The organism is Paraburkholderia strydomiana (genome assembly GCF_031456815.1).
GTDB classification, from domain to species: Bacteria; Pseudomonadota; Gammaproteobacteria; order Burkholderiales; family Burkholderiaceae; genus Paraburkholderia; species Paraburkholderia caledonica.
On record NZ_JAVDVL010000007.1, the window covers coordinates 70,426 to 90,054 of the forward strand.

The 19,629-nt window shown below is 61.3% G+C and carries 16 protein-coding genes and 5 tRNA genes; 5 read left to right on the top strand and 16 right to left on the bottom strand.

The annotated features are described in order from the left end of the window. The first annotated feature begins 256 nt into the window (after positions 1 to 256). The gene (gene aceA, locus J2W46_RS19815) at positions 257 to 1,564 is read left to right on the top strand and encodes an isocitrate lyase (RefSeq protein ID WP_020065599.1); all 1,308 of its coding nucleotides are present in this window, start codon (positions 257 to 259) and stop codon (positions 1,562 to 1,564) included. A 278-nt stretch (positions 1,565 to 1,842) separates the two neighbouring features. Here aceA and J2W46_RS19820 read toward each other — a convergent pair whose 3' ends face one another. Both J2W46_RS19820 and J2W46_RS19825 read right to left on the bottom strand, forming a co-directional pair. Continuing rightward, positions 1,843 to 2,277 carry a universal stress protein gene (locus J2W46_RS19820; protein ID WP_020065598.1) on the bottom strand — a complete coding sequence of 145 codons (435 nt, stop codon included), beginning with the start codon at positions 2,275 to 2,277 and terminating at the stop codon, positions 1,843 to 1,845. A 208-nt stretch (positions 2,278 to 2,485) separates the two neighbouring features. Continuing rightward, on the bottom strand, positions 2,486 to 3,388 hold the full coding sequence (locus tag J2W46_RS19825) for a LysR family transcriptional regulator (protein WP_088174716.1): 903 nt from the start codon (positions 3,386 to 3,388) through the stop codon (positions 2,486 to 2,488). Between the two features lie 181 nt (positions 3,389 to 3,569). On the opposite strand from J2W46_RS19825, the gene J2W46_RS19830 reads away from it, so the two are divergent. Next, positions 3,570 to 4,406 carry a (S)-2-haloacid dehalogenase gene (locus J2W46_RS19830; protein ID WP_374726852.1) on the top strand — a complete coding sequence of 279 codons (837 nt, stop codon included), beginning with the start codon at positions 3,570 to 3,572 and terminating at the stop codon, positions 4,404 to 4,406. A gap of 119 nt (positions 4,407 to 4,525) precedes the next feature. Beyond that, positions 4,526 to 6,127: a malate synthase A gene (gene aceB / locus J2W46_RS19835; protein ID WP_310355641.1), complete on the top strand. Its 1,602-nt coding sequence runs from the start codon at positions 4,526 to 4,528 to the stop codon at positions 6,125 to 6,127. A gap of 148 nt (positions 6,128 to 6,275) precedes the next feature. Here aceB and J2W46_RS19840 read toward each other — a convergent pair whose 3' ends face one another. Continuing rightward, the gene (locus J2W46_RS19840; protein WP_088174719.1) at positions 6,276 to 6,677 is read right to left on the bottom strand and encodes a gamma-glutamylcyclotransferase family protein; all 402 of its coding nucleotides are present in this window, start codon (positions 6,675 to 6,677) and stop codon (positions 6,276 to 6,278) included. A gap of 140 nt (positions 6,678 to 6,817) precedes the next feature. Here J2W46_RS19840 and J2W46_RS19845 point away from each other — a divergent pair, with 140 nt between their 5' ends. Continuing rightward, positions 6,818 to 7,729, top strand: coding sequence for an AraC family transcriptional regulator (locus tag J2W46_RS19845; RefSeq protein WP_020065593.1), 912 nt, complete (start codon positions 6,818 to 6,820; stop codon positions 7,727 to 7,729). Between the two features lie 16 nt (positions 7,730 to 7,745). Here the strand turns inward: J2W46_RS19845 and J2W46_RS19850 are convergent, their stop codons facing one another. From J2W46_RS19850 to gltX, 7 genes are all read right to left on the bottom strand, one after another. Further along, on the bottom strand, positions 7,746 to 8,210 hold the full coding sequence (locus J2W46_RS19850) for a GNAT family N-acetyltransferase (protein WP_310355643.1): 465 nt from the start codon (positions 8,208 to 8,210) through the stop codon (positions 7,746 to 7,748). 141 nt (positions 8,211 to 8,351) lie between these two features. Beyond that, positions 8,352 to 8,428 (bottom strand) — tRNA-Asp (locus tag J2W46_RS19855). Positions 8,429 to 8,508: 80 nt separating this feature from the next. Continuing rightward, positions 8,509 to 8,584 (bottom strand) — tRNA-Glu (locus J2W46_RS19860). Positions 8,585 to 8,645: 61 nt separating this feature from the next. Next, positions 8,646 to 8,722: transfer RNA gene (locus tag J2W46_RS19865), tRNA-Asp, on the bottom strand. Positions 8,723 to 8,825: 103 nt separating this feature from the next. After that, a tRNA-Glu gene (locus tag J2W46_RS19870) sits at positions 8,826 to 8,901 on the bottom strand. Between the two features lie 186 nt (positions 8,902 to 9,087). After that, positions 9,088 to 9,163: transfer RNA gene (locus tag J2W46_RS19875), tRNA-Ala, on the bottom strand. Positions 9,164 to 9,313: 150 nt separating this feature from the next. Further along, positions 9,314 to 10,723: a glutamate--tRNA ligase gene (gltX, locus tag J2W46_RS19880; RefSeq protein WP_310355644.1), complete on the bottom strand. Its 1,410-nt coding sequence runs from the start codon at positions 10,721 to 10,723 to the stop codon at positions 9,314 to 9,316. Between the two features lie 391 nt (positions 10,724 to 11,114). Between gltX and J2W46_RS19885 the strand changes: the two genes are divergently transcribed. Continuing rightward, the gene (locus J2W46_RS19885; RefSeq protein WP_310355646.1) at positions 11,115 to 12,074 is read left to right on the top strand and encodes a patatin-like phospholipase family protein; all 960 of its coding nucleotides are present in this window, start codon (positions 11,115 to 11,117) and stop codon (positions 12,072 to 12,074) included. Between the two features lie 105 nt (positions 12,075 to 12,179). On the opposite strand, the gene J2W46_RS19890 is transcribed toward J2W46_RS19885, so the two are convergent. The 6 genes from J2W46_RS19890 to J2W46_RS19915 all read right to left on the bottom strand — a co-directional run bounded on the left by J2W46_RS19890 (position 12,180) and on the right by J2W46_RS19915 (position 19,460). Next, complete coding sequence (locus J2W46_RS19890; protein ID WP_027775367.1) at positions 12,180 to 12,845, bottom strand: C40 family peptidase; 666 nt, start codon at positions 12,843 to 12,845, stop codon at positions 12,180 to 12,182. A gap of 137 nt (positions 12,846 to 12,982) precedes the next feature. Next, on the bottom strand, positions 12,983 to 14,575 hold the full coding sequence (locus J2W46_RS19895) for an ABC transporter ATP-binding protein (RefSeq protein ID WP_310355873.1): 1,593 nt from the start codon (positions 14,573 to 14,575) through the stop codon (positions 12,983 to 12,985). 68 nt (positions 14,576 to 14,643) lie between these two features. Then, positions 14,644 to 15,750, bottom strand: coding sequence for an ABC transporter permease (locus tag J2W46_RS19900; protein ID WP_020065586.1), 1,107 nt, complete (start codon positions 15,748 to 15,750; stop codon positions 14,644 to 14,646). Continuing rightward, positions 15,750 to 16,787, bottom strand: coding sequence for a microcin C ABC transporter permease YejB (locus J2W46_RS19905; RefSeq protein WP_204520569.1), 1,038 nt, complete (start codon positions 16,785 to 16,787; stop codon positions 15,750 to 15,752). The genes J2W46_RS19900 and J2W46_RS19905 overlap by 1 nt, the downstream gene beginning before the upstream one ends. A 75-nt stretch (positions 16,788 to 16,862) precedes the next feature. Beyond that, complete coding sequence (locus J2W46_RS19910) at positions 16,863 to 18,818, bottom strand: extracellular solute-binding protein (RefSeq protein WP_310355647.1); 1,956 nt, start codon at positions 18,816 to 18,818, stop codon at positions 16,863 to 16,865. Between the two features lie 294 nt (positions 18,819 to 19,112). Continuing rightward, the gene (locus J2W46_RS19915) at positions 19,113 to 19,460 is read right to left on the bottom strand and encodes a hypothetical protein (protein WP_027775371.1); all 348 of its coding nucleotides are present in this window, start codon (positions 19,458 to 19,460) and stop codon (positions 19,113 to 19,115) included. Positions 19,461 to 19,629: the final 169 nt, after the last annotated feature.

The following is a 19,629-nucleotide window of genomic DNA, read 5'->3' on the forward strand; positions in this document are numbered from 1 at the left end:
GTAAAAAATCGTGCTGCACGGCACAACTTGGCAATTGCAAGATGGGAAAAATCGTTTCTTAATGTGGAACACAATACGTAAACCTTTGATTTTTATCATTAATAAATATCGGAAAATCGCGCGCAGGCCGCTGTTGTGTCTCCATGGATTTGCCTAGACTCTTATATAAGAGTTCGGGAAACGGAACGCCTTCAAGGCCAACCGCTTCGACGAAGACAGATTTGAACATCCATTTTAGGCAACCAAGGAGAACATTATGACGACGCGCGAAGAACAAGCCCGCCAACTTCAACAGCAATGGGAAACCGATCCGCGCTGGAAAGGCGTCAAGCGCAGCTACACCGCCGAGGACGTGATCCGTCTGCGCGGCTCGGTGCAGGTCGAGCACACGCTCGCCAAGCGCGGCGCGGAAAAGCTCTGGCATAGCGTGAATACGGAGCCGTTCGTCAATTCCCTCGGCGCGCTGACCGGCAACCAGGCAATGCAGCAGGTGAAGGCGGGTCTGAAAGCCATCTACCTGTCGGGCTGGCAGGTCGCGGGCGATGCCAACGTGGCCGGCGAAATGTACCCGGATCAGTCGCTTTACCCGGCGAACTCCGTGCCGCTCGTCGTCAAGCGCATCAACAACACGTTGACGCGTGCCGATCAGATCCAGTGGTCGGAAGGCAAGAACCCGGGTGACGAAGGCTACATCGACTACTTTGCGCCGATCGTCGCGGACGCCGAAGCCGGCTTCGGCGGCGTGCTGAATGCGTTTGAACTGATGAAGGCGATGATCGAAGCCGGTGCCGCAGGTGTGCACTTCGAAGATCAGCTTGCGTCGGTCAAGAAGTGCGGTCACATGGGCGGCAAGGTGCTGGTGCCGACGCGCGAAAACGTCGCCAAGCTGACAGCTGCGCGTCTCGCCGCGGACGTGTCGGGCGTGTCGACCGTGCTGCTCGCTCGCACTGACGCGGAAGCAGCGGACCTGATTACGTCGGACGTCGACGAGAACGACAAGCCGTTCCTGACCGGCGAGCGCACTGTCGAAGGTTTCTACCGCACGAAGCCGGGCCTCGAACAGGCCATTTCGCGTGGCCTCGCTTACGCTCCTTACGCCGACATGATCTGGTGCGAGACGGGCAAGCCGGACCTCGAGTTCGCGAAGAAATTCGCCGACGCCATCCACAAGGAGTACCCGGATCAACTCCTGTCGTACAACTGCTCGCCGTCGTTCAACTGGAAGAAGAACCTGGACGACGCGACCATCGCCAAGTTCCAGCGCGAACTGGGCGCGATGGGCTACAAGTTCCAGTTCATCACGCTGGCCGGCTTCCACGCGCTGAACTACTCGATGTTCAACCTCGCGCACGGCTATGCCCGCAATCAGATGACGGCGTTCGTCGAGATGCAGCAGGCCGAATTCGCGGCAGCGGAAAAGGGCTTCACCGCCGTCAAGCATCAGCGCGAAGTGGGCACCGGCTACTTCGACGCGGTCACGCAAACAGTCGAGCGCGAAGCATCGACCACCGCGTTGCACGGCTCGACGGAAGACGAACAGTTCTTCGACAAGAAAGTCGCGTAACGGCCTCGCGGCCCGATCGCGAAACGTAAGGCAGACAGACGGCGGAACAACGGCGAAGCGGTTTTGCCGGGGGTTCGCCGTCGACAGGGAGGAGTCTCGCCATCGCCGCATCGGCAGATCAACGCCGGGCAATGGCGGGTTCTCGCATGGCGGGGGCTAGACAGAAAGCCAGCACAAATCATTGTGCGGCGAATGGGACGACGCGCCGGCTGACTGCCGGCGCGTTTTCCGCTGGAGCTGCGAGCCGCAAGGCTGCGATACCGTAACGTCTCCGCAGTTCAGCGGTACACCAGCACCGGAATTTTGGTATGGGTGAGCACCCGTTGCGTTTCACTGCCGATCAGCAGGCTGCCGAGACCGCGACGTCCGTGGGAGGCCATGAAGATCACGTCGCATGCGCCCCGCTCCGCAGCTTCGATGATGCCGAGATAAGGCGCCGGATGCACGCTGGTGCGCCTGTCGACGACTACCCCGACACGGCTCGCGGCAAGCTCCACTTCGCGCAGATGTTGTTGCGCTTCGCGTTCGCTGCGTTCGAGAAACTCGGACGGCGGTTCGACAACGATGTCGGAGAACGGCGCATACGGATATTGCGGCAGACATGCGTAGGCGGTGATGCGCGCGCCGACCGCCTGCGCGAGGTCGATTGCGCCGGCCATCGCCTTGCGCGAGAGATCTGAGCCATCGGTCGGAACGAGAATGTGCTTGAACATGTGCCCTCCGTATCCGTATCCGTATCCGGCTGCCCTCTCGCCTTCGTTCGGCGCGGCATTGCCACACTTTTTCAGGCTCGTGAACGGCCCATCCGTCAGCGCCGGCCGAGGCTTCGCGTGCTGGCCTCAAAAGAATTGTAGGTCGTGGATACCTGTCGCCAACCGTTATTGAGGGTCTGTCCGAGTATGGAAAACCCGTTGCGCCGCGTCAGCCCCAGTACTCCGGAAGGCCATACGTATGCTTGAGAAAATCCAGGAAAAGCCGCACTCGCAACGGCAAATGGCGGCGCTGAGGAAACACCGCATGAATGCCGATGGGCGGCGCGGCGAACTCGTCGAGCACGCTCACGAGGCGCCCCGCCGCGATGTCCGCGCCCACTTCCCACCACGAACGCCATGCGAGGCCGTGGCCTTCGAGACACCACTCGTGCAGCACGGCGCCGTCCGAGCATTCCATCGTGCCGGACACCTTGATCGATACGACTTTGTCCGCCTGCTGGAACATCCAGCCACGCTGCTGGTTGGCGCTTGCACCGAGCGCGAGACAATTGTGCCGAGCAAGATCCGCAAGGCTATGCGGCGCGCCGCGCCGGCTCAGATACGACGGCGATGCCACGCACACACGCCGGTTTTCGCCGAGTTTGAGCGACACCAGCGACGAATCGGGCAATTCGCCGAGCCGCACCGCGCAATCGAAACCTTCGTTGACCAGATCGACAAGCCGGTCCGACAGATCGAGCGTGATCGAAACATCCGGATGCGCGACGGTGAACGCCGGCACCAGCGGTGCGACGTGTCGGCGCCCGAAACCGGCCGGCGCGGAGAGCCGCAAGTGGCCGCTCGCCTTGACGCCGCCCGCCGACACGCTCGCCTCGGCGTTCTGCATGTCATGAATGATGCGCTGACAATCTTCGAGAAACGCCGAGCCTTCGAAGGTCAGCGTGATCTTGCGTGTCGTGCGCACCAGCAATTTGACGCCAAGGCGTTCTTCGAGCGCATCGATTCGCCGTCCGATGATCGCGGGCGCCACGCCTTCGGCAAGCGCCGCGGCGGACAGGCTGCCTTTCCCGGCGACAGTGACGAAGGTCTCGATCTGCTTGAAACGGTCCATGGAAGGACGCCGCTAGCGCAGCGAAGTTGGCCGGAGCGCGTCAGATTAGGTGGATGAAAGTAAAAGATCAAGTGATCTTTGCCCTCTTTTTTAGCGCTCAGCAGCGCTAATACAATCCGTCCTGACCTCTGACAGGAGCGCACGGCAATGTCGGCCACAACGACACTCTCCCCCCAAAGCAGTGATTTTCGACGCCTACGGCACGCTTTTCGACGTGCATTCGGTGATCGCTGCCGCGGAGCAGTTGTTCCCCGGACACGGCGACGCCCTCTCGCAGTTGTGGCGTCAGAAACAGATCGAATACACGCAGTTGCGCACGCTGGCCGATGCCGGCGGCGACGCTGCGCACTACCGGCCGTTCTGGGACATCACGCTCGACGCGCTGCTCTTCTCTGCGAAAAAACTTCAGATCACCCTCGGCCGTTCCGCTGAAAAGCGTCTGATGGATGAATACGCGTGCCTGTCCGCGTTCCCCGACGCGGTGCCAACGCTGCGTTTGCTAAGGGACTCGGCGTCTGTGTCTGCGTCCGGGGTTGCGGCCGGGCTGTCGCCGGCATCCGCATCCCGAGCCTCACGCGGGCCGGCCTCTGCAGTAGGCACGTCAGGCGGTTCGCGCCCCGGCCTCGCGATTCTGTCGAACGGTAACCCTCAAATGCTCGACGTCGCGGTGAAGAGCGCGGGCATGAGCGGCCTGTTCGACCATGTGCTTTCCGTCGATGCCGTACGCGCATACAAACCCGCGCCCGCCGCCTATGCGCTCGGCCCTCAGGCCTTCGACGTGCTTCCGCGCGAGATCGTCTTCGTGTCGTCGAATGGCTGGGACATCGCCGGCGCAACGTGGTTCGGCTTCACGACGTTCTGGCTCAACCGGCAAAACGCTCCGCTCGAAGAACTGGGCGTGACGCCGCACGGCACGGGCGCGGGGATGAGCGATCTGTTGGCTTTTTTGAAGACCGTCACATCTGCCGGACGCGCCCACACCACAGCGAGCCGCATACGCCACAGCCCCGGCGCATGAAGCTCCCCTCTCGCAACTCATTGAATCAACTGAATCAACTGAATCAACTGAATCAACTGAATCAACTATCGCTGCATTTCAACTTTGCATTTTGCAATCTGACCGACCAAGGAGAAAACATGGCGAATCCGCTGTCATCGTTGTCGCTGCCGCAGGGCATGGAAATCACCGCTGAAATCAAGCCGGGCTATGAAGCGACCCTCACGCGCGAAGCGCTCGAACTCGTCGCCGCACTGCATCGCACATTCGAGCCGCGTCGTCAGCAGTTGTTGCAGGCGCGGACGGAACGCACGAAACGGCTCGACGCCGGCGAGCGTCCCGACTTTCTCGCCACGACGAAGAGCGTACGCGACGGCGACTGGACCATTGCGCCGCTGCCTGAAGATCTGAAATGCCGCCGCGTGGAGATCACCGGTCCGGTCGAGCGCAAGATGATCATCAACGCGCTGAACTCGGGCGCGGATTCGTACATGACCGATTTCGAGGATTCGAACGCGCCCAGCTGGGACAACCAGATCACCGGCCATGTGAACCTGAAAGATGCCGTGCGCCGCACCATCTCGCTCGAGCAGAACGGCAAGAGCTATAAGTTGAACGACAAGGTCGCCACGCTGATCGTACGTCCGCGTGGCTGGCATCTCGACGAAAAGCACGTGAAGGTGGACGGCAAGCGCGTGTCGGGCGGCATCTTCGATTTCGCGCTCTTCATGGTGCACAACGCAAAGGAACTGGTCGCGCGCGGCTCGGGCCCGTACTTCTATTTGCCGAAGATGGAGAGCCATCTCGAAGCGCGCCTGTGGAACGACATTTTCGTCGCGGCGCAGGAAGCGGTCGGCGTGCCGCGCGGCACGATTCGCGCGACGGTGCTGATCGAAACCATTCTTGCCGCGTTCGAGATGGACGAGATTCTGTACGAGCTGCGGGAACATAGCTCGGGGCTGAACGCAGGCCGCTGGGACTACATCTTCTCCGCGATCAAGAAGTTCAAGTCCGACCGCGATTTCTGTCTCGCCGACCGCTCGCAGATTACGATGACCGCGCCGTTCATGCGCGCGTATGCGCTGTTGCTGCTGAAGACGTGCCATCGCCGCAATGCGCCGGCCATTGGCGGCATGAGCGCGCTGATTCCGATCAAGAACGACGCGGCCGCGAACGACAAGGCAATGGCCGGCGTGCGCTCGGACAAGGCGCGCGATGCCGGCGACGGCTATGACGGCGGCTGGGTTGCGCACCCCGGTCTCGTGCCGATCGCGATGGAAGAATTCGTCAAGGTGCTGGGCGACAAGCCGAACCAGATCGGCAAGCAACGCGTCGACGTGCTCGTCACTGCCACGGACCTGATGGACTTCCGTCCGGAAGCGCCGATCACCGAAGCCGGTCTGCGCAACAACATCAACGTCGGCATTCACTACCTCGGCTCGTGGCTCGCGGGCAACGGCTGCGTGCCGATCCACAATCTGATGGAAGATGCCGCTACCGCCGAAATTTCGCGCTCGCAGGTGTGGCAGTGGATTCGCTCGCCGAAGGGCACGCTCGACGATGGCCGCAAGGTAACGGCCGAGCTGGTGCGTGAACTCGCCGTGCAAGAACTCGACAAGGTGAAGCAGGCCGTCGGCGGCGATACGAAACCGTACGAACGCGCGGCTCAAATCTTCGAAGAGATGTCGACGTCCGAGCAGTTCACCGACTTTCTGACGCTGCCGCTTTACGAAGAGATCTGAGCGCGAACGCCTGTCGTGTTGTAACGACGAGTGCGTGCAACGATTGTTCGAGCGAACGGCCCGTCAGGCGCATGCCTGGCGGGCCGTTTCTTATGCGCGGGAACGCGCATACGGGCGCATCAGCACATACGAGCGCGCGGCGGCCGCGTCAGCGCGTGGCGCGATACTCGACCCAATCGCCGGACTTGATTTCCGGCAGGCCCTTCACCGCGTGAGGCGTGACCGGATAGAAGCGACAGTTCACGACGTTGCCGTCCACTTTCACCATCACTTCCCGGGCCAGAAAGCGATCTTCGACGCCGGGATACACCGCTTCGATCTCGTCGAGCACCGCGACGAGTTCGTCGTCAATTTCGTAGACATCGCCGGTCACGTCTACGCCCTGTTCGTCGACAACGAGTCCCGGGTACGAACCGAAGTCGAACAGATGGCCGCGAACCGTGGCCGTGCCAAGCAGATTCGGCTCCGCTATTTCGTTGCGAGCCGCGGCTTCGCGGATGTCGTTCACTTCGCCCGCCCGCAGCGTGCCATATACAAAGACGGTTTGCATCGTGGTTGGTGCTCCTCGAATAGGTCGTCGGTCAATCGGACATTATGCAACGTCCAACACTATGCACGCTCTACAATGAGAATCCGCTCGGGTTCGGGCCTCGTGCCCGCAGCGTTTTGTTCCGTGGATCGACTTTTGCCATGACTCCGTACGCCGGCTCGGACCGGTCCAGCTTCGTCAGCTTGACCGACACTCCGCCAGAGTTTCAGCCGAACGACACGCATCCGATTCGCGTGCGCTCGCGACCCATGCCGATGGGTTCTCACTTCGCGCGTCATACGCATGCGTGGGCGCAGGTTGCGTATGCATCGCGCGGCGTGCTGCGGGTGGCGACAACTGGCACGACGTGGATGGTGCCGCCCTCTCGCGCGATCTGGGTGCCGCCGCATGTCACGCATGAAGTCGTGGCCGTCGAAGACGCGTTCCTGCGCACGTTGTACATCACCGAAAGCACGGCGCCTGCCGGGCTCGACGCCCCACGCGTGGTCGAAGTCTCGAATCTGCTGCGCGAAGTGATAGCCGCGCTCGACACACCAGGCATCTCGCCCGCCCGCGAGCAGTTGCTCGGCGCGCTTGCGATAGATGAGCTAACCCGTTCAGAGCCACTGCCGCTATCGGTGCCGATGCCGAACGAAAAGCGGCTGCGCGCGCTATGCGAGGCGGTAATCGCGGATCCGACGCCGGGGGAATCACTCGAACAGTGGGCGGCGAGCGTAGGAGCGAGTACGCGGACGATCGCGCGTCTCTTTCGCCAGGAGCTCGGCGTGAGTTTCTCTCAATGGCGGCAACAGGCGATTCTCGCGCGGGCGATTCCGCTGCTGAGTCAGGGACGGCCACTGTCGCATGTCGCGCAGGAGTTGGGCTATCAGAGTCAGAGCGCCTTTTCCGCGATGTTCAGGCGGGCGTTTGGCGAAAGCCCGCGCGCGTTTATCGAGCGGGGATCGGAGCATCGACTGGAAAACGGAGGAGACCGCGACGATCCGCAAATCAACGACGTAGACGGTCCGGTCGCACGGAACCACGCGGACGCGGCGAGCGACGCGGATCGCTAAACCGCCGCCTGGCGGCTCAAACTCGCCGAGCGAGATGACGGATCGCGCCCAACTGGGCAAGCCGCGGGCCGGCCAACTTGTAGCCTTTGCGCTGATAGAGCCGCGCCGCGGGATTGTCGACGAACACACGCAATTGCAGTTCGCGCAGTCCGCGCTCGCGCGCCCATTGGTGCGACATATCCAGCAGATAGGTGCCCGCGCCGAGCCGCCGGTATCCCTCGGCAATCTGCACGTCGCGGATATGAAGCGAATCGCCTTCCTGCGTGATGCGCAGCACGCCAATCGGCTTGCCATCCATTTCGAGGATGAAATTCTCCGACTCGCGCCAACTGCCCAGAAACAGATCGCCGCGCCAGACGAGATGATGGCGCTGATAATAGCCACCCATGTTGCTATGAGTCAGCGCCTCGGCAAACTCGAAATCATCCATGCTGGCTTTACGCAGATGGAACGATGACGAAGCTTCGGTTGGATCGAACATGGCGGCACGGCGAAGAGAAGTCGGATCAACGGTAAAACAGGCCGCGCGCGCTGGCAATGGCTGTTTGTCCCGAGCATATCCAGGCGGGACCGTCAGCGGAAACAAAAAAGCCCACTTCTTACGAAGTGGGCTTTTTGAATCTGGCGGAGCGGACGGGACTCGAACCCGCGACCCCCGGCGTGACAGGCCGGTATTCTAACCAACTGAACTACCGCTCCAGATTTTGACACCAGGCAAACAAGCTGCGCTCGCTTACCGGCAGCACCGTTCAACTTCCAACCGAACGACGCCGATTTTTTGGCGTCCCCTAGGGGATTCGAACCCCTGTACTCACCGTGAAAGGGTGATGTCCTAGGCCTCTAGACGAAGGGGACAACGTACTGCTTACACCTTTAATGAAAAAGCCCGTTCAAGTGTTTATGAACGGGCTTTGTCTGGCGGAGTGGACGGGACTCGAACCCGCGACCCCCGGCGTGACAGGCCGGTATTCTAACCGACTGAACTACCACTCCAGTCTTCACACCCTGGCTTGCGAGCGTCGGTTATTTCTCTGCAAGCTGCGCTGCTTTACTGCAAATCCGGGATTAACCCGAACACTAAAGCGACGCTGATGTTTGGCGTCCCCTAGGGGATTCGAACCCCTGTACTCACCGTGAAAGGGTGATGTCCTAGGCCTCTAGACGAAGGGGACATAATCTTTTCAGACATGTCTTTTACTCGCCGCTGATTCGGACTAACTAGCGCAACGCTAACTGCTAGATAGTTGTTCCGTCAACTGCGAAGACCGCTATTTTAACTACGATACTGCTGCTTGTGAAGTCTTTTTTGCTACAGGTTCCATGCTTCGGAACGACTTCACTCTGCTCTTCTGCTCTGATGGTGGAGGTAAGCGGGATCGAACCGCTGACCTCTTGCATGCCATGCAAGCGCTCTCCCAGCTGAGCTATACCCCCTTGCAGAACAGAAACGAGATTCTAGAGGCCATTCTGCGCTTTGTAAATACCCTTTGAGCAATTGCATGCGACTTTTTTCCGAAGTCGCATGCAAACAATCTCAATGCGTCCGGGAATGCACTCAGGACCACTTGTTGGCCCTACCGTGCCTCATGCCAACGCCTTTTCGATACGACCGACGACCACGTCGCGACCGAACAGCATCAGAACCATGTCAATCGACGGTGTATGCGTCGTGCCGGCCACGAGCAGTCGGACCGGCATTGCCAGTTGGGGCATTTTCAGCTTGTGCGTGCCGAGCGTCGTTTTGAGCGCAGCGGCGATCGCCTCCTTGGTCCACTCCACCGTCTTCAGCGCAGCGGCAAGGTCGGCGAGCGCCGGGCGCACTGCGTCAGTCACATGCTGCTCTAATGCGTCGGCGTCGGGAGCGGGCGTGCGATAGAACATCGCGGCGTTCTCCGCGATCTCCTTGACTGTCGACGCGCGGTCCTTCAACAAGCCCACGACTGCCGTCAGATCGGCGCCTTGAGCGATGGTGGCCTCGTCGATACCCAGTTCCGCGAGGAACGGCCGTGCAAGTCCGGCGAGGCGCCCGTTATCCGCTTCCTTGATGTAATGCGCGTTCAGCCAGTTCAGCTTGTCGTGGTCGTATTGCGCCGGCGACTTGCCCAGATGCTCGAGATCGAACCATTCGACGAACTGCTCGCGCGAGAAAATTTCCGCGTCGCCATGCGACCAGCCAAGGCGCGCCAGATAATTGACCACCGCCTCCGGCAGATAGCCGGCGTCGCGGTAACCCATCACGCTCATCGCGCCATGGCGCTTGCTCATCTTCTCGCCCTGCTCGTTGAGCACGGTCGGCAAGTGCGCGTACACCGGCGTTTCCCCGCCGAGCGCCCGCAGAATGTTGATCTGCCGCGGCGTGTTATTCACGTGGTCGTCGCCGCGAATCACATGCGTAATGCGCATGTCGAGATCGTCGACCACCACGCAGAAGTTATAGGTCGGCGTGCCGTCGGGCCGCGCGATGACGAGGTCGTCCAGCTCCTCGTTCGATATCTCGATGCGCCCTTTTACCGCATCGTCCCAAGCCACCACGCCAGTGAGCGGATTGCGGAAGCGCAGCACCGGCTGCACGCCGGCCGGCGGCTCAGGCAACACCTTGCCCGGCTCCGGGCGCCATGTGCCGTCGTAGCGCGGCTTTTCGCCGGCTTCGCGCTGACGCTCACGCAACGCGTCGAGTTCTTCCGTCGACATGTAGCACGGGTAGACGAGCCCCGCGTCCTGCATCTGTTTCAGCACTTCGCGATAACGGTCCATGCGCTGCATCTGGTAGTACGGACCTTCGTCGAAATCGAGGCCGAGCCATTCCATGCCTTCGAGAATCGCGTCCACGGATTCGGACGTGGAACGCTCCACGTCGGTGTCCTCGATCCGCAGCACGAAGGTCCCTTTCATCTTGCGCGCGAACGCCCACGGGTAGAGCGCGGAGCGAATGTTGCCGAGGTGAATGAAGCCGGTGGGACTCGGTGCGAAACGGGTACGAACGGAGGTGGTCATTAGCGGTTACTCGAAGACTGGCGCCGACGCAGGACAAGCATCGCCCGTAAAGCGCGGCAGCGAACCGCGCCCATACGGCACGACGGCTGCCGTGCATGGACACGAAGGAATTGAAGCGAATGTCGAATTATACCTTTCGTGAGCGCGCGGCCCGCCCTCGTCCGAACGGGCTATTGACGGCCACGGCCAGTGGCTGTGCAACGTTTCATTACCGGCCGCCGCGCGCGCGCCGCTTTGATTTATGATGTGCGCGCGCTGGAGCGGAGACGCCGCCATCCGCGCATTGAACCGGTATTTGCATTTGCCCCGACCTTTGCCTGAGCGCGGCGAAAAGTGGCTACTCGCGCCGTACGCGCCCCACGTGCCCCACGCGCCGTTGCTGGAGAATTCGTTGAAACCTTCGTCGCCTCGTTACGGCCGTCGCAATTTTTCGCTTGCGGCCGCCTCCGCGGTACTCGCCGCCTGTACCACCGCGGGCAGCAAAATCGACGGCGTGTCGTCGTCGAGCCCGGCCACCGCCACGCCTACCACGAACACGCCGCCGCTCGACAAGCCGCAGCGGCCGATTCGGGTCGCCCTTGCGCTAGGCGGCGGCGCTGCGCGCGGCTTCGCGCATATCGGCGTGATCAAGGCGCTGGAAGCGCGCAATGTCCAGGTCGATCTGGTGGCCGGCACGAGCGCCGGGTCGGTGGTCGGCGCGCTCTACGCGTCAGGCATGAACGGGTTCGCGCTCAACAAACTGGCGCTGAACATGGACGAAGCCTCCATTAGCGACTGGGCCATGCCGTTTCGCACGCGCGGTTTTCTGCAAGGCATCGCGCTGCAAAATTATCTGAACACAACGCTCAACAATCGCCCGATCGAGAAGATGGCGAAGCCGCTCGGCGTGGTCGCGACCGACCTGAAAACCGGCCAGCCGATCCTCTTTCAGCGCGGCAATACCGGCGTCGCAGTGCGGGCGTCGTGCAGCGTGCCGTCGATCTTCGAGCCGGTCAAAATCGGCGGGCATGAGTATGTGGACGGCGGGTTGGTGAGCCCCGTGCCGGCGTCGTTCGCACGCAAGATGGGCGCGGACTTCGTGATCGCCGTGGATATCTCGCAGCGCCCCGAAAGCGGCCTGACGGCCAGCTCGTTCGACGTGCTCATGCAAACCTTCACGATCATGGGCCAGACCATCAAGGCGTATGAGCTCGATAAATACGCCGACATCGTCATCCGGCCGAATCTCGCGGCCATGAGCGGCGGCGACTTCTCGCAGCGCAATGCCGCAATTCTGGCCGGTGAGGAAGCCGTCTCCAAGATCATGCCGGAGTTGCAACGCAAGCTGGCCGCGAGCCGCGCGCAGGCTTAGGGTTACTCACGCGCAGTAAGCTCAGGGATCAGACCCGCCAAAACGCAAAAGCCTGCTTCAAACGAAGCAGGCTTTTTTGTTGTTGCCTGAAGCGCCGGCGCTGAATTAGTTGTTGCCGCCAAGCGTAGCATTCACACGTTTGCGCAGATCTTCGCCTTCCTGGTACGACGTCTCGATCCGGCGTGCACCGGTGAAACGCTTTTCCCAGTAGCCGCTATCCATGTCGTCCACGCGGATCGTGCTGCCCGTGGAGGGCGAATGCACGAACTTGTTGTCGCCGATATAGATGCCGACATGCGAGAACGTGCGGCGCATGGTGTTGAAAAACACCAGATCGCCCGGCTTCAGGTCGCTCACGCGGACCTTTTCGCCCACACGGCTCATTTCCTCGGCGCGGCGCGGCAGCGCCATGCCCAGCGTGTCCTGGAACACATAACGCACGAAACCGCTGCAATCCAACCCGGAGTCAGGCGTATTGCCGCCCCAGCGGTAGCGAACACCGATCATGTTGAGCGCGCCGACAACCACGTCGCCTGCCTTGCCGGCCATGCCGGAAAGGAACGAGCGGGCGCCGCCGTCAGTGTTGCTGCTGAGCGTTTGCGAATTGGAGGAGGACGAGGAATTCGCCGGGTTGCTCGGCGAAAATGAGGCATTCTGATTGAAACTGCTGACTTCGTCGGCGAAAGCGCCGGGAGCTGCTGCGATCAAGACGCCAATGAACATCCCGGCGACGGCGCGCGTGCAAGCCTGGGTCAAATTTCTGTGCTGCATTGGTCGGTATTTTTTGCTAAAGAATCAGTGGGATACGGAAAAAAGTTTGGTCGATACTAGCCAGTAAGTATTCACGTGTCAAAACAAATAGAAAAATACAATCGAGACCCGCACCCAATTGGTGAAAGGGTGAAAAATCAGCGGTCCAATGCTGCTTTCAGGAGCTTTCGAGTGTAGGGGTGCTCGGGCGTCGCAAAGATTCTCTCAACCTCTCCACTTTCCACGATAGAACCGTTTTGCATCACCGCCACGCGGTGCGCCATCGCCCCGATCACCGCCAGATCGTGGCTGATGAAAACGAAGCCCAAGTTGTATTTCTGCTGCAACCCGGCGAGCAGTTTGAGCACTTGCTGCTGGATCGAAACGTCGAGTGCGCTGGTCGGTTCATCGAGGATCAGAATCTGCGGTTCGACCACGAGCGCCCGCGCAATGGCGATGCGCTGGCGCTGCCCGCCGGAAAACTCATGCGGATAGCGCAGCAGCGCGGTCCGGTCGATTCCGACCTCGCGCAGCACCGCAACCACTCTGTCGCGCCGCGCTTGCGGCGTCATTTGCGGCCGGTGCAGCGCCAGCCCTTCGCCGACGATTCGCTCGATCGTCTGACGAGGTGAAAGCGAACTGAACGGGTCCTGAAACACGACCTGCATGTTCGAGCGCAACGCAGACTGCTGAGCGCCTCGGTAGGTGGAGAGCGCCCTGCCCTGAAACTCGATCTCGCCGTGCGCGGTCCGCTGCAACCCGAGCAACGCCATAGCGAGCGTCGACTTGCCCGAACCCGATTCCCCAACGATGCCGAGCGTTTCGCCCTGACGGACCGAGACGCTCGCGTTTGCGACCGCGCGGAACCGCCCGGCCCGGAACCAGCCCGCAAATCCCGGCACCTTGGTTTTGAAATCGACGGAAACGTCGCGGGCCTGCAGCAGCACCGGCGAAATGGGCAGCACCGGCACAACCGAGCGCTGCGGCCGGCTTTCCAGCAGCCGTTGTGTGTAAGGATGTTGCGGCGACTCGAACACCTGCTCGACCGGCCCGCTTTCCACGAGCACGCCCTTCTCCATCACCGCGATGCGCTGAGCGAAATGGCGCACGAGGTTCAGGTCGTGCGTGATCAGCAGCACCGCCATGCCGCGCTTTTGCGCTTCGTCGCGTTGCAGTTCAAGGAGCAGCTCCACGATCTGCGCGCGAATCGTCACGTCGAGCGCGGTAGTCGGTTCGTCCGCGAGCAGCAGACGCGGACGGCACGCCAGCGCCATTGCGATCATCGCCCGCTGGCGCTGTCCGCCCGAAAGTTGGTGCGGGTAGCTGTTCACGCGCTTGCCCGGCTCGGGAATTCCCGTGCGGCCCAGCAGCGCGACCGCGCGCTTGCGGGCTTCCGCCGGCGACACGCCGTCGTGCACGACGATCGTCTCCGCGATCTGCGCACCGACCGTGTAGAGCGGATTGAGCGCGGTCATCGGCTCCTGAAAGATCATCGCGATGTCCGAGCCGCGCATGCCGCGCATCTCACGCTCGCTTTTCGCAAGCAGATCCTCACCGTCGAACCGGATCGAGCCGCTGACCTGCGCGTCGCTCAGCAGACGCAAGATCGACAGCGCGGTGACGCTTTTTCCCGAGCCCGATTCGCCGACGAGCGCAACGCGTTCGCCGCGCTGGATCGCCAGCGTGACGTCGTTCACCGCCACCGTATCGCCGAAACTCACATGCAGATGATCGAGTTCCAGCAACGGCACGGCATTCGGTGCTTCGGCGCCGTCGTGCCCTCGCCCCTTGCGCTGTCCTGGCGCTTGCGTTTGAGCGGTCACTGATTGCCTCCAGCGCGCATTGCATCGGAGATGCGGGTATCGAGCGCATTACGCAGCGCGTCGCCCATGAACGTGAGCAGCAACAGCATCGCGACCAGCACGCCGAACGTAGACAACGAGATCCACCACGCGTCGAGATTCGCCTTGCCCTGCGCGAGCAACTCGCCGAGACTCGGCGTAGGCGAAGGCACGCCGAGGCCGAGAAAGTCGAGACTGGTCAGCGCGAGAATCGCACCGCTCATGCGAAACGGGAGGAACGTGATCACCGGCGTAAGACTGTTGGGCAAAAGATGCCGCCACATGATTTGCCAGTTCGACAGACCCATCGCCCTCGCCGCGCGCACGTAATCCTGCTGCCGGTTACGTAGAAATTCCGCCCGCACATAGTCGGATAAGCCGATCCAGCCGAACAGGGAAAGCAGCACGATCAGCAGAATGAAACCCGGCTCGAAGATCGATGAAAAAATGATCAGCAGATAGAGCTCCGGCAACGCGCTCCAGATTTCGATCAGACGCTGCCCCACGATATCGGTACGTCCTCCGAAATATCCTTGCACGGCGCCCGCTGCAATGCCGAGTATCGTTCCAATGAAAGTGAGCACGAGACCGAACTCCACTGAAACGCGAAAACCGTACAGCAGTCGCGCGAAAACATCGCGGCCGCGGTCGTCGGTGCCGAGCCAGTTTTCACGCGAAGGCGGCGCCGGGTTCGGAGCCTTCGAGAAATAGTTCAGCGTGTCGTAGTAGTAATGATTCGGCGGATACACGGCGAAATTGCCCGGTGCGTCGAAACGCTGCTTGATGTACGGATCCAGATAGTCGGCAGGCGTTGGGAAATCGCCGCCGAACGTGCTCTCCGCGTAGGTCCTGAAGAGCGGGAAATAAAGGTGGCCGTCGTAGCGCACCACGAGCGGCTTGTCGTTCGACCAGAGCGGGCCCGCGAGGCTCGCGGCAAACGCCACCACGAAGATGATGAGGCTCCAGTAACCCAGACGTTGCTGGCGGAACCGCCGCCATACACGGCGCGCAGGCGAAGGCGAGACGAATGCACGCGCGGGTTCGACGCGCGCCGCTGCATCGGCTGAAAGGCGGGCTCGATTCATCAGCGCTCCAGTTGTTCGAATTGGATGCGGGGATCGACCCACACATAGCAAAGATCGGACACCAGCTTCGTCGCGAGACCGATCAACGTGAACAGGTACAGCGTGCCGAGTACGACCGGGTAGTCGCGTCGCACGACCGATTCATACGACAGCAAGCCGAGACCGTCGAGCGAAAAAAGCGTTTCGATCAGCAGACTGCCGGTGAAAAAAGCGCCGATAAACGCAGCCGGAAAGCCGACGATCAGCGGCAGCATGGCGTTGCGAAACACATGCTTCCACAGCACGCTTTTTTCGGAGAGACCCTTCGCCCGCGCGGTCAGCACGTACTGCTTGCGAATCTCGTCCAGAAACGCATTTTTCGTGAGCATCGTGATTACCGCAAAACTGCCGACGACCGATGCCGTGATCGGCAACGCGATATGCCATAAATAGTCGAGGATCTTGCCCACGACGCTCAGTTGCGCCCAGTTATCCGACGTGAGATTGCGCAACGGAAAAAGCTGCAGGAATGTGCCGCCGCCAAACAGCACGAGCAGCAACACGCCGAGCACAAAGCCCGGAATCGCGTAACCGATCAGCACCACGAGGCTCGTCGCAATGTCGAAGCGCGAGCCGTTGCGCACCGCTTTCGCGATGCCGAGCGGCACCGAAATCAGATACGTGAGAAAGAACGTCCATAAGCCGATGCTGATGGACACCGGCAGCTTCGATACGATCAGCGACCACACGCTCTGATGGCGGAAATAGCTCTGCCCAAGGTCGAACGTCGAGAAACGCTTGAGCATCAACACGTAGCGCTCGAGCGGCGGTTTGTCGAAACCGTATAGGGCTTTCAGTTGCGCGACCTGCTGCGCGTCGACGCCGTTATGCGCGCGCAGACCGAACGGCACAGCGCCCTCTGCGCCCTTGCGCAGTTCGTGCTGCATCTGTTCGACGGGGCCGCCGGGCACGAACTGGATCACGACGAACGTGAGCGTGAGCACGCCGAGCAGCGTCGGGATCATCAGCAGCAGGCGTTTGAGGATGTAGCTCCACATGGCGGGTGTTTCCGTTGCGAGGGCGAGGTATGAATAGCGATAGCCGGAACCGGATGACCAGATCGACCGGCTGCGTTACTGCGGCGGCGCCGGCGTTGCTGCTTGCGGTTGCGCGAACCACCACGTCGACGTAATCCAGCCTTCGGCTCCATAGTACAGGGGCAGCGTGGACGGCCACGCAAGCCCGCGTTTGAACGCCACGCGATGCGTCGCGCTGTACCAGTGCGGCACGACGTAGTAGCCATGCATCAGAACGCGATCGAGCGCATGCGTCGCGTCGAGCAGTTGCTCGCGCGTCTGCGCCTGCACGAGGGCGCGCAGGATTGCGTCGACCGCGGGCGACTTCAGTCCGATCATGTTGTCAGAGCCGTTCGTGTCCGCCGCCTTGCTGCCGAAGCGCCCGATCTGCTCGGAGCCGGGCACCTGTACGTCGGGCATGCGGATCGTCGTCGTGTCGAAGTCGTATGCATCGAGCCGCTTCTGGTACACGGCATAATCGGCGACGCGAAATGTTGCGGTAATGCCGAGCTTTTTCAGGTTTCGAATGAACGTCGCGACGATCGGCTCCATTTGCGCGGCCGATCCCGAGTCGTCGAGTATCTCGAACTCGAACGGCTCGCCCTTTGCGTTGCGCAGCGCACCGTCGCGGTACGTCCATCCCGCTTGCTGCAACAATGCGCGGGCTTGCAGCAGATTCGCACGTAGAGAGCCTGGCGGGTCGGTGTCGGGCTGCTTCGGCGGCGGCCCGAAAACCGCCGGATCGAGCTTCGCGCGCCACGGTTCGAGCAGCGCCAGTTCACCTGGCGAGGGCAGGCCCTTGGCCCGCAGATCGGTGTTGGCAAAGAAACTGTCGATACGTGTGTACTGATTGAAGAACAACTGCCGGTTCAGCCATTGGAAGTCGAGTGCGAGATCGAGCGCTTTGCGTACGCGCACGTCCTTGAACAACGGACGCCGTGTGTTCAACATGAAGCCCTGCATGCCCGTGCCGTTGTGCTGCGCGAACACTTTCTTGATCAGCTCGCCGCTGTCGAACTTCTTGCCGACGTCACGCCGCACCCAGTTTCGCGCGACGTATTCGACGAGTGCATCGTATTCGCCGGCCTTGAAGGCCTCCAGCCGCGCGACGTTATCGGAATACAGCTTGTAGACGATGCGATCGAAGTTATAAGTGCCCGCACGCACCGGTAGTGCCGCGCCCCAATACTCCGGGTTGCGCCGGTATGTGATCGTGCGTCCGTTGTCGTAGCGCTCGATTAGATACGGGCCGCTCGTGACCGGCTTTTCGAACGCCAACTGATCGAACGGAATATGGCTGCCGTCCGGCTTTATTCCCCACTTGCGCGAGAACACCGGCATGCCGCCGGCGAGCAACGGCAACTCGCGATTTCGGTGTTGAAACTCGAACCGCACGGTGTGCGGATCGACAACCACCGCGCGGACAATCTGTCCGAAGATCGACATGAATTGCGGCGCGGCCTGCGGGCTTTTCAGTGTGTCGAGCGAATACTTGACGTCGTCCGCGGTAACCGGGTCGCCGTTCGCAAACCGCGCGCGCGGATTGATATGGAACGTGGTCGACAAGCCGTCCGGCGCGACCTTGATATCGTCGGCGAGCAATCCATACGCGGAAGCCACTTCGTCGCTGCTGCCGGTTGTCAGGCTCTCGAACAGCAGGTCGACGCCGGGCGCGGTGTTGCCGCGCAAAGTGAACGGATTGAACTTGTCGAAGCTGGTGAGGCGGCTCGGATTGGCCAGCACGAGTGTGCCGCCCTTCGGCGCATCCGGATTGACGTAGTCGAAATGCTTGAAGTCGGCTGGATATTTCGGCTCGCCGTACTGAGCGATCGCATACACCGCGTGCGCCTCTGGCGCTGCGAACCAGCCGGCAGCGGCCAGCGCGCCACACAGAATCGCGACACGGGCCCTGCGCAAAGAACGGGACGCGAGCGCGGGACCGACACACGAGGGCCTGAAAAACGTGCATTCAGATGCACGAGGCGATGAAACCCGTCGCGAGCCAGTTGTCATAAGCGCCTTGGTGATCAGTGGGCAATTGCGTTGTCACGGAATTCTACCCAATAAACCTCCGCAAACCGACGTCGCGACTGTCACCTTGAGCGACCGGCGCGCGATTTGTGAATATGCCGCGATTTACTTCGCGACGGTATTTTTCCACGCAAGCACGACGCTTTCTCGGAGCGTCGTCTGATGCGCAGCGTTGTGCGCTTACGGCAACTCCGCAGATCCGGTCAAGCGATGCGCGCGAGCATGAAAAAACCGCCCATTGGGGCGGTTCTGTTGTCACTACGGTTCCTGCAGCGTTCAATGCCAGCCGCGACGATGATCGTAGTGATCGCGGCCGTAGTCGTAACGGCCGGGGGGATGATGACGATACCAGTCGTCGCGCGCCCAGTAGCGACGGCCGTCCCAGTAGCGGTCCCCGTGCCAGCCGATCACCACAGCCGGAGCGCCGTAATAGACGGGCGCGGGCTGATACACGACTGGCGGCGGAGGGGGCGGTGGCGGCGCATAGACAGGCGCCGGCGCCACATAAACCGGCGCGGGAATGCCGATATTGACCCCGATGTTGACCCCGCCGGCCATGGCGGCACTCGACGCGCCCAACGCGATAACCCCGATCACAAGTGGAACAAAACGAGCGGACTTCATGGATTACCCTTGGAAGAATGTGTTGTTGGCGGAAATATAACGCAAGCTCGGCAGCGGCGTATTTCAACTTTGTAATAACTGATGCATAAGATCGCAGCCACGGCACGACGTTACGTGTCGTTACATTCGGACGCTTCTGAGCCGATAAAGGTCGAAATGTCGGAAGCAC

Coding starts and splice junctions, on each gene's coding strand:
- aceA (WP_020065599.1), top strand. CDS start 257: ATGACGACGCGCGAAGAACAAGCCCGCCAACTTCAACAGCAATGGGAA.
- J2W46_RS19820 (WP_020065598.1), bottom strand. CDS start 2,277: ATGTTCAAGCACATTCTCGTTCCGACCGATGGCTCAGATCTCTCGCGC.
- J2W46_RS19825 (WP_088174716.1), bottom strand. CDS start 3,388: ATGGACCGTTTCAAGCAGATCGAGACCTTCGTCACTGTCGCCGGGAAA.
- aceB (WP_310355641.1), top strand. CDS start 4,526: ATGGCGAATCCGCTGTCATCGTTGTCGCTGCCGCAGGGCATGGAAATC.
- J2W46_RS19840 (WP_088174719.1), bottom strand. CDS start 6,677: ATGCAAACCGTCTTTGTATATGGCACGCTGCGGGCGGGCGAAGTGAAC.
- J2W46_RS19845 (WP_020065593.1), top strand. CDS start 6,818: ATGACTCCGTACGCCGGCTCGGACCGGTCCAGCTTCGTCAGCTTGACC.
- J2W46_RS19850 (WP_310355643.1), bottom strand. CDS start 8,210: ATGTTCGATCCAACCGAAGCTTCGTCATCGTTCCATCTGCGTAAAGCC.
- gltX (WP_310355644.1), bottom strand. CDS start 10,723: ATGACCACCTCCGTTCGTACCCGTTTCGCACCGAGTCCCACCGGCTTC.
- J2W46_RS19890 (WP_027775367.1), bottom strand. CDS start 12,845: ATGCAGCACAGAAATTTGACCCAGGCTTGCACGCGCGCCGTCGCCGGG.
- J2W46_RS19900 (WP_020065586.1), bottom strand. CDS start 15,750: ATGAATCGAGCCCGCCTTTCAGCCGATGCAGCGGCGCGCGTCGAACCC.
- J2W46_RS19905 (WP_204520569.1), bottom strand. CDS start 16,787: ATGTGGAGCTACATCCTCAAACGCCTGCTGCTGATGATCCCGACGCTG.
- J2W46_RS19910 (WP_310355647.1), bottom strand. CDS start 18,818: ATGACAACTGGCTCGCGACGGGTTTCATCGCCTCGTGCATCTGAATGC.
- J2W46_RS19915 (WP_027775371.1), bottom strand. CDS start 19,460: ATGAAGTCCGCTCGTTTTGTTCCACTTGTGATCGGGGTTATCGCGTTG.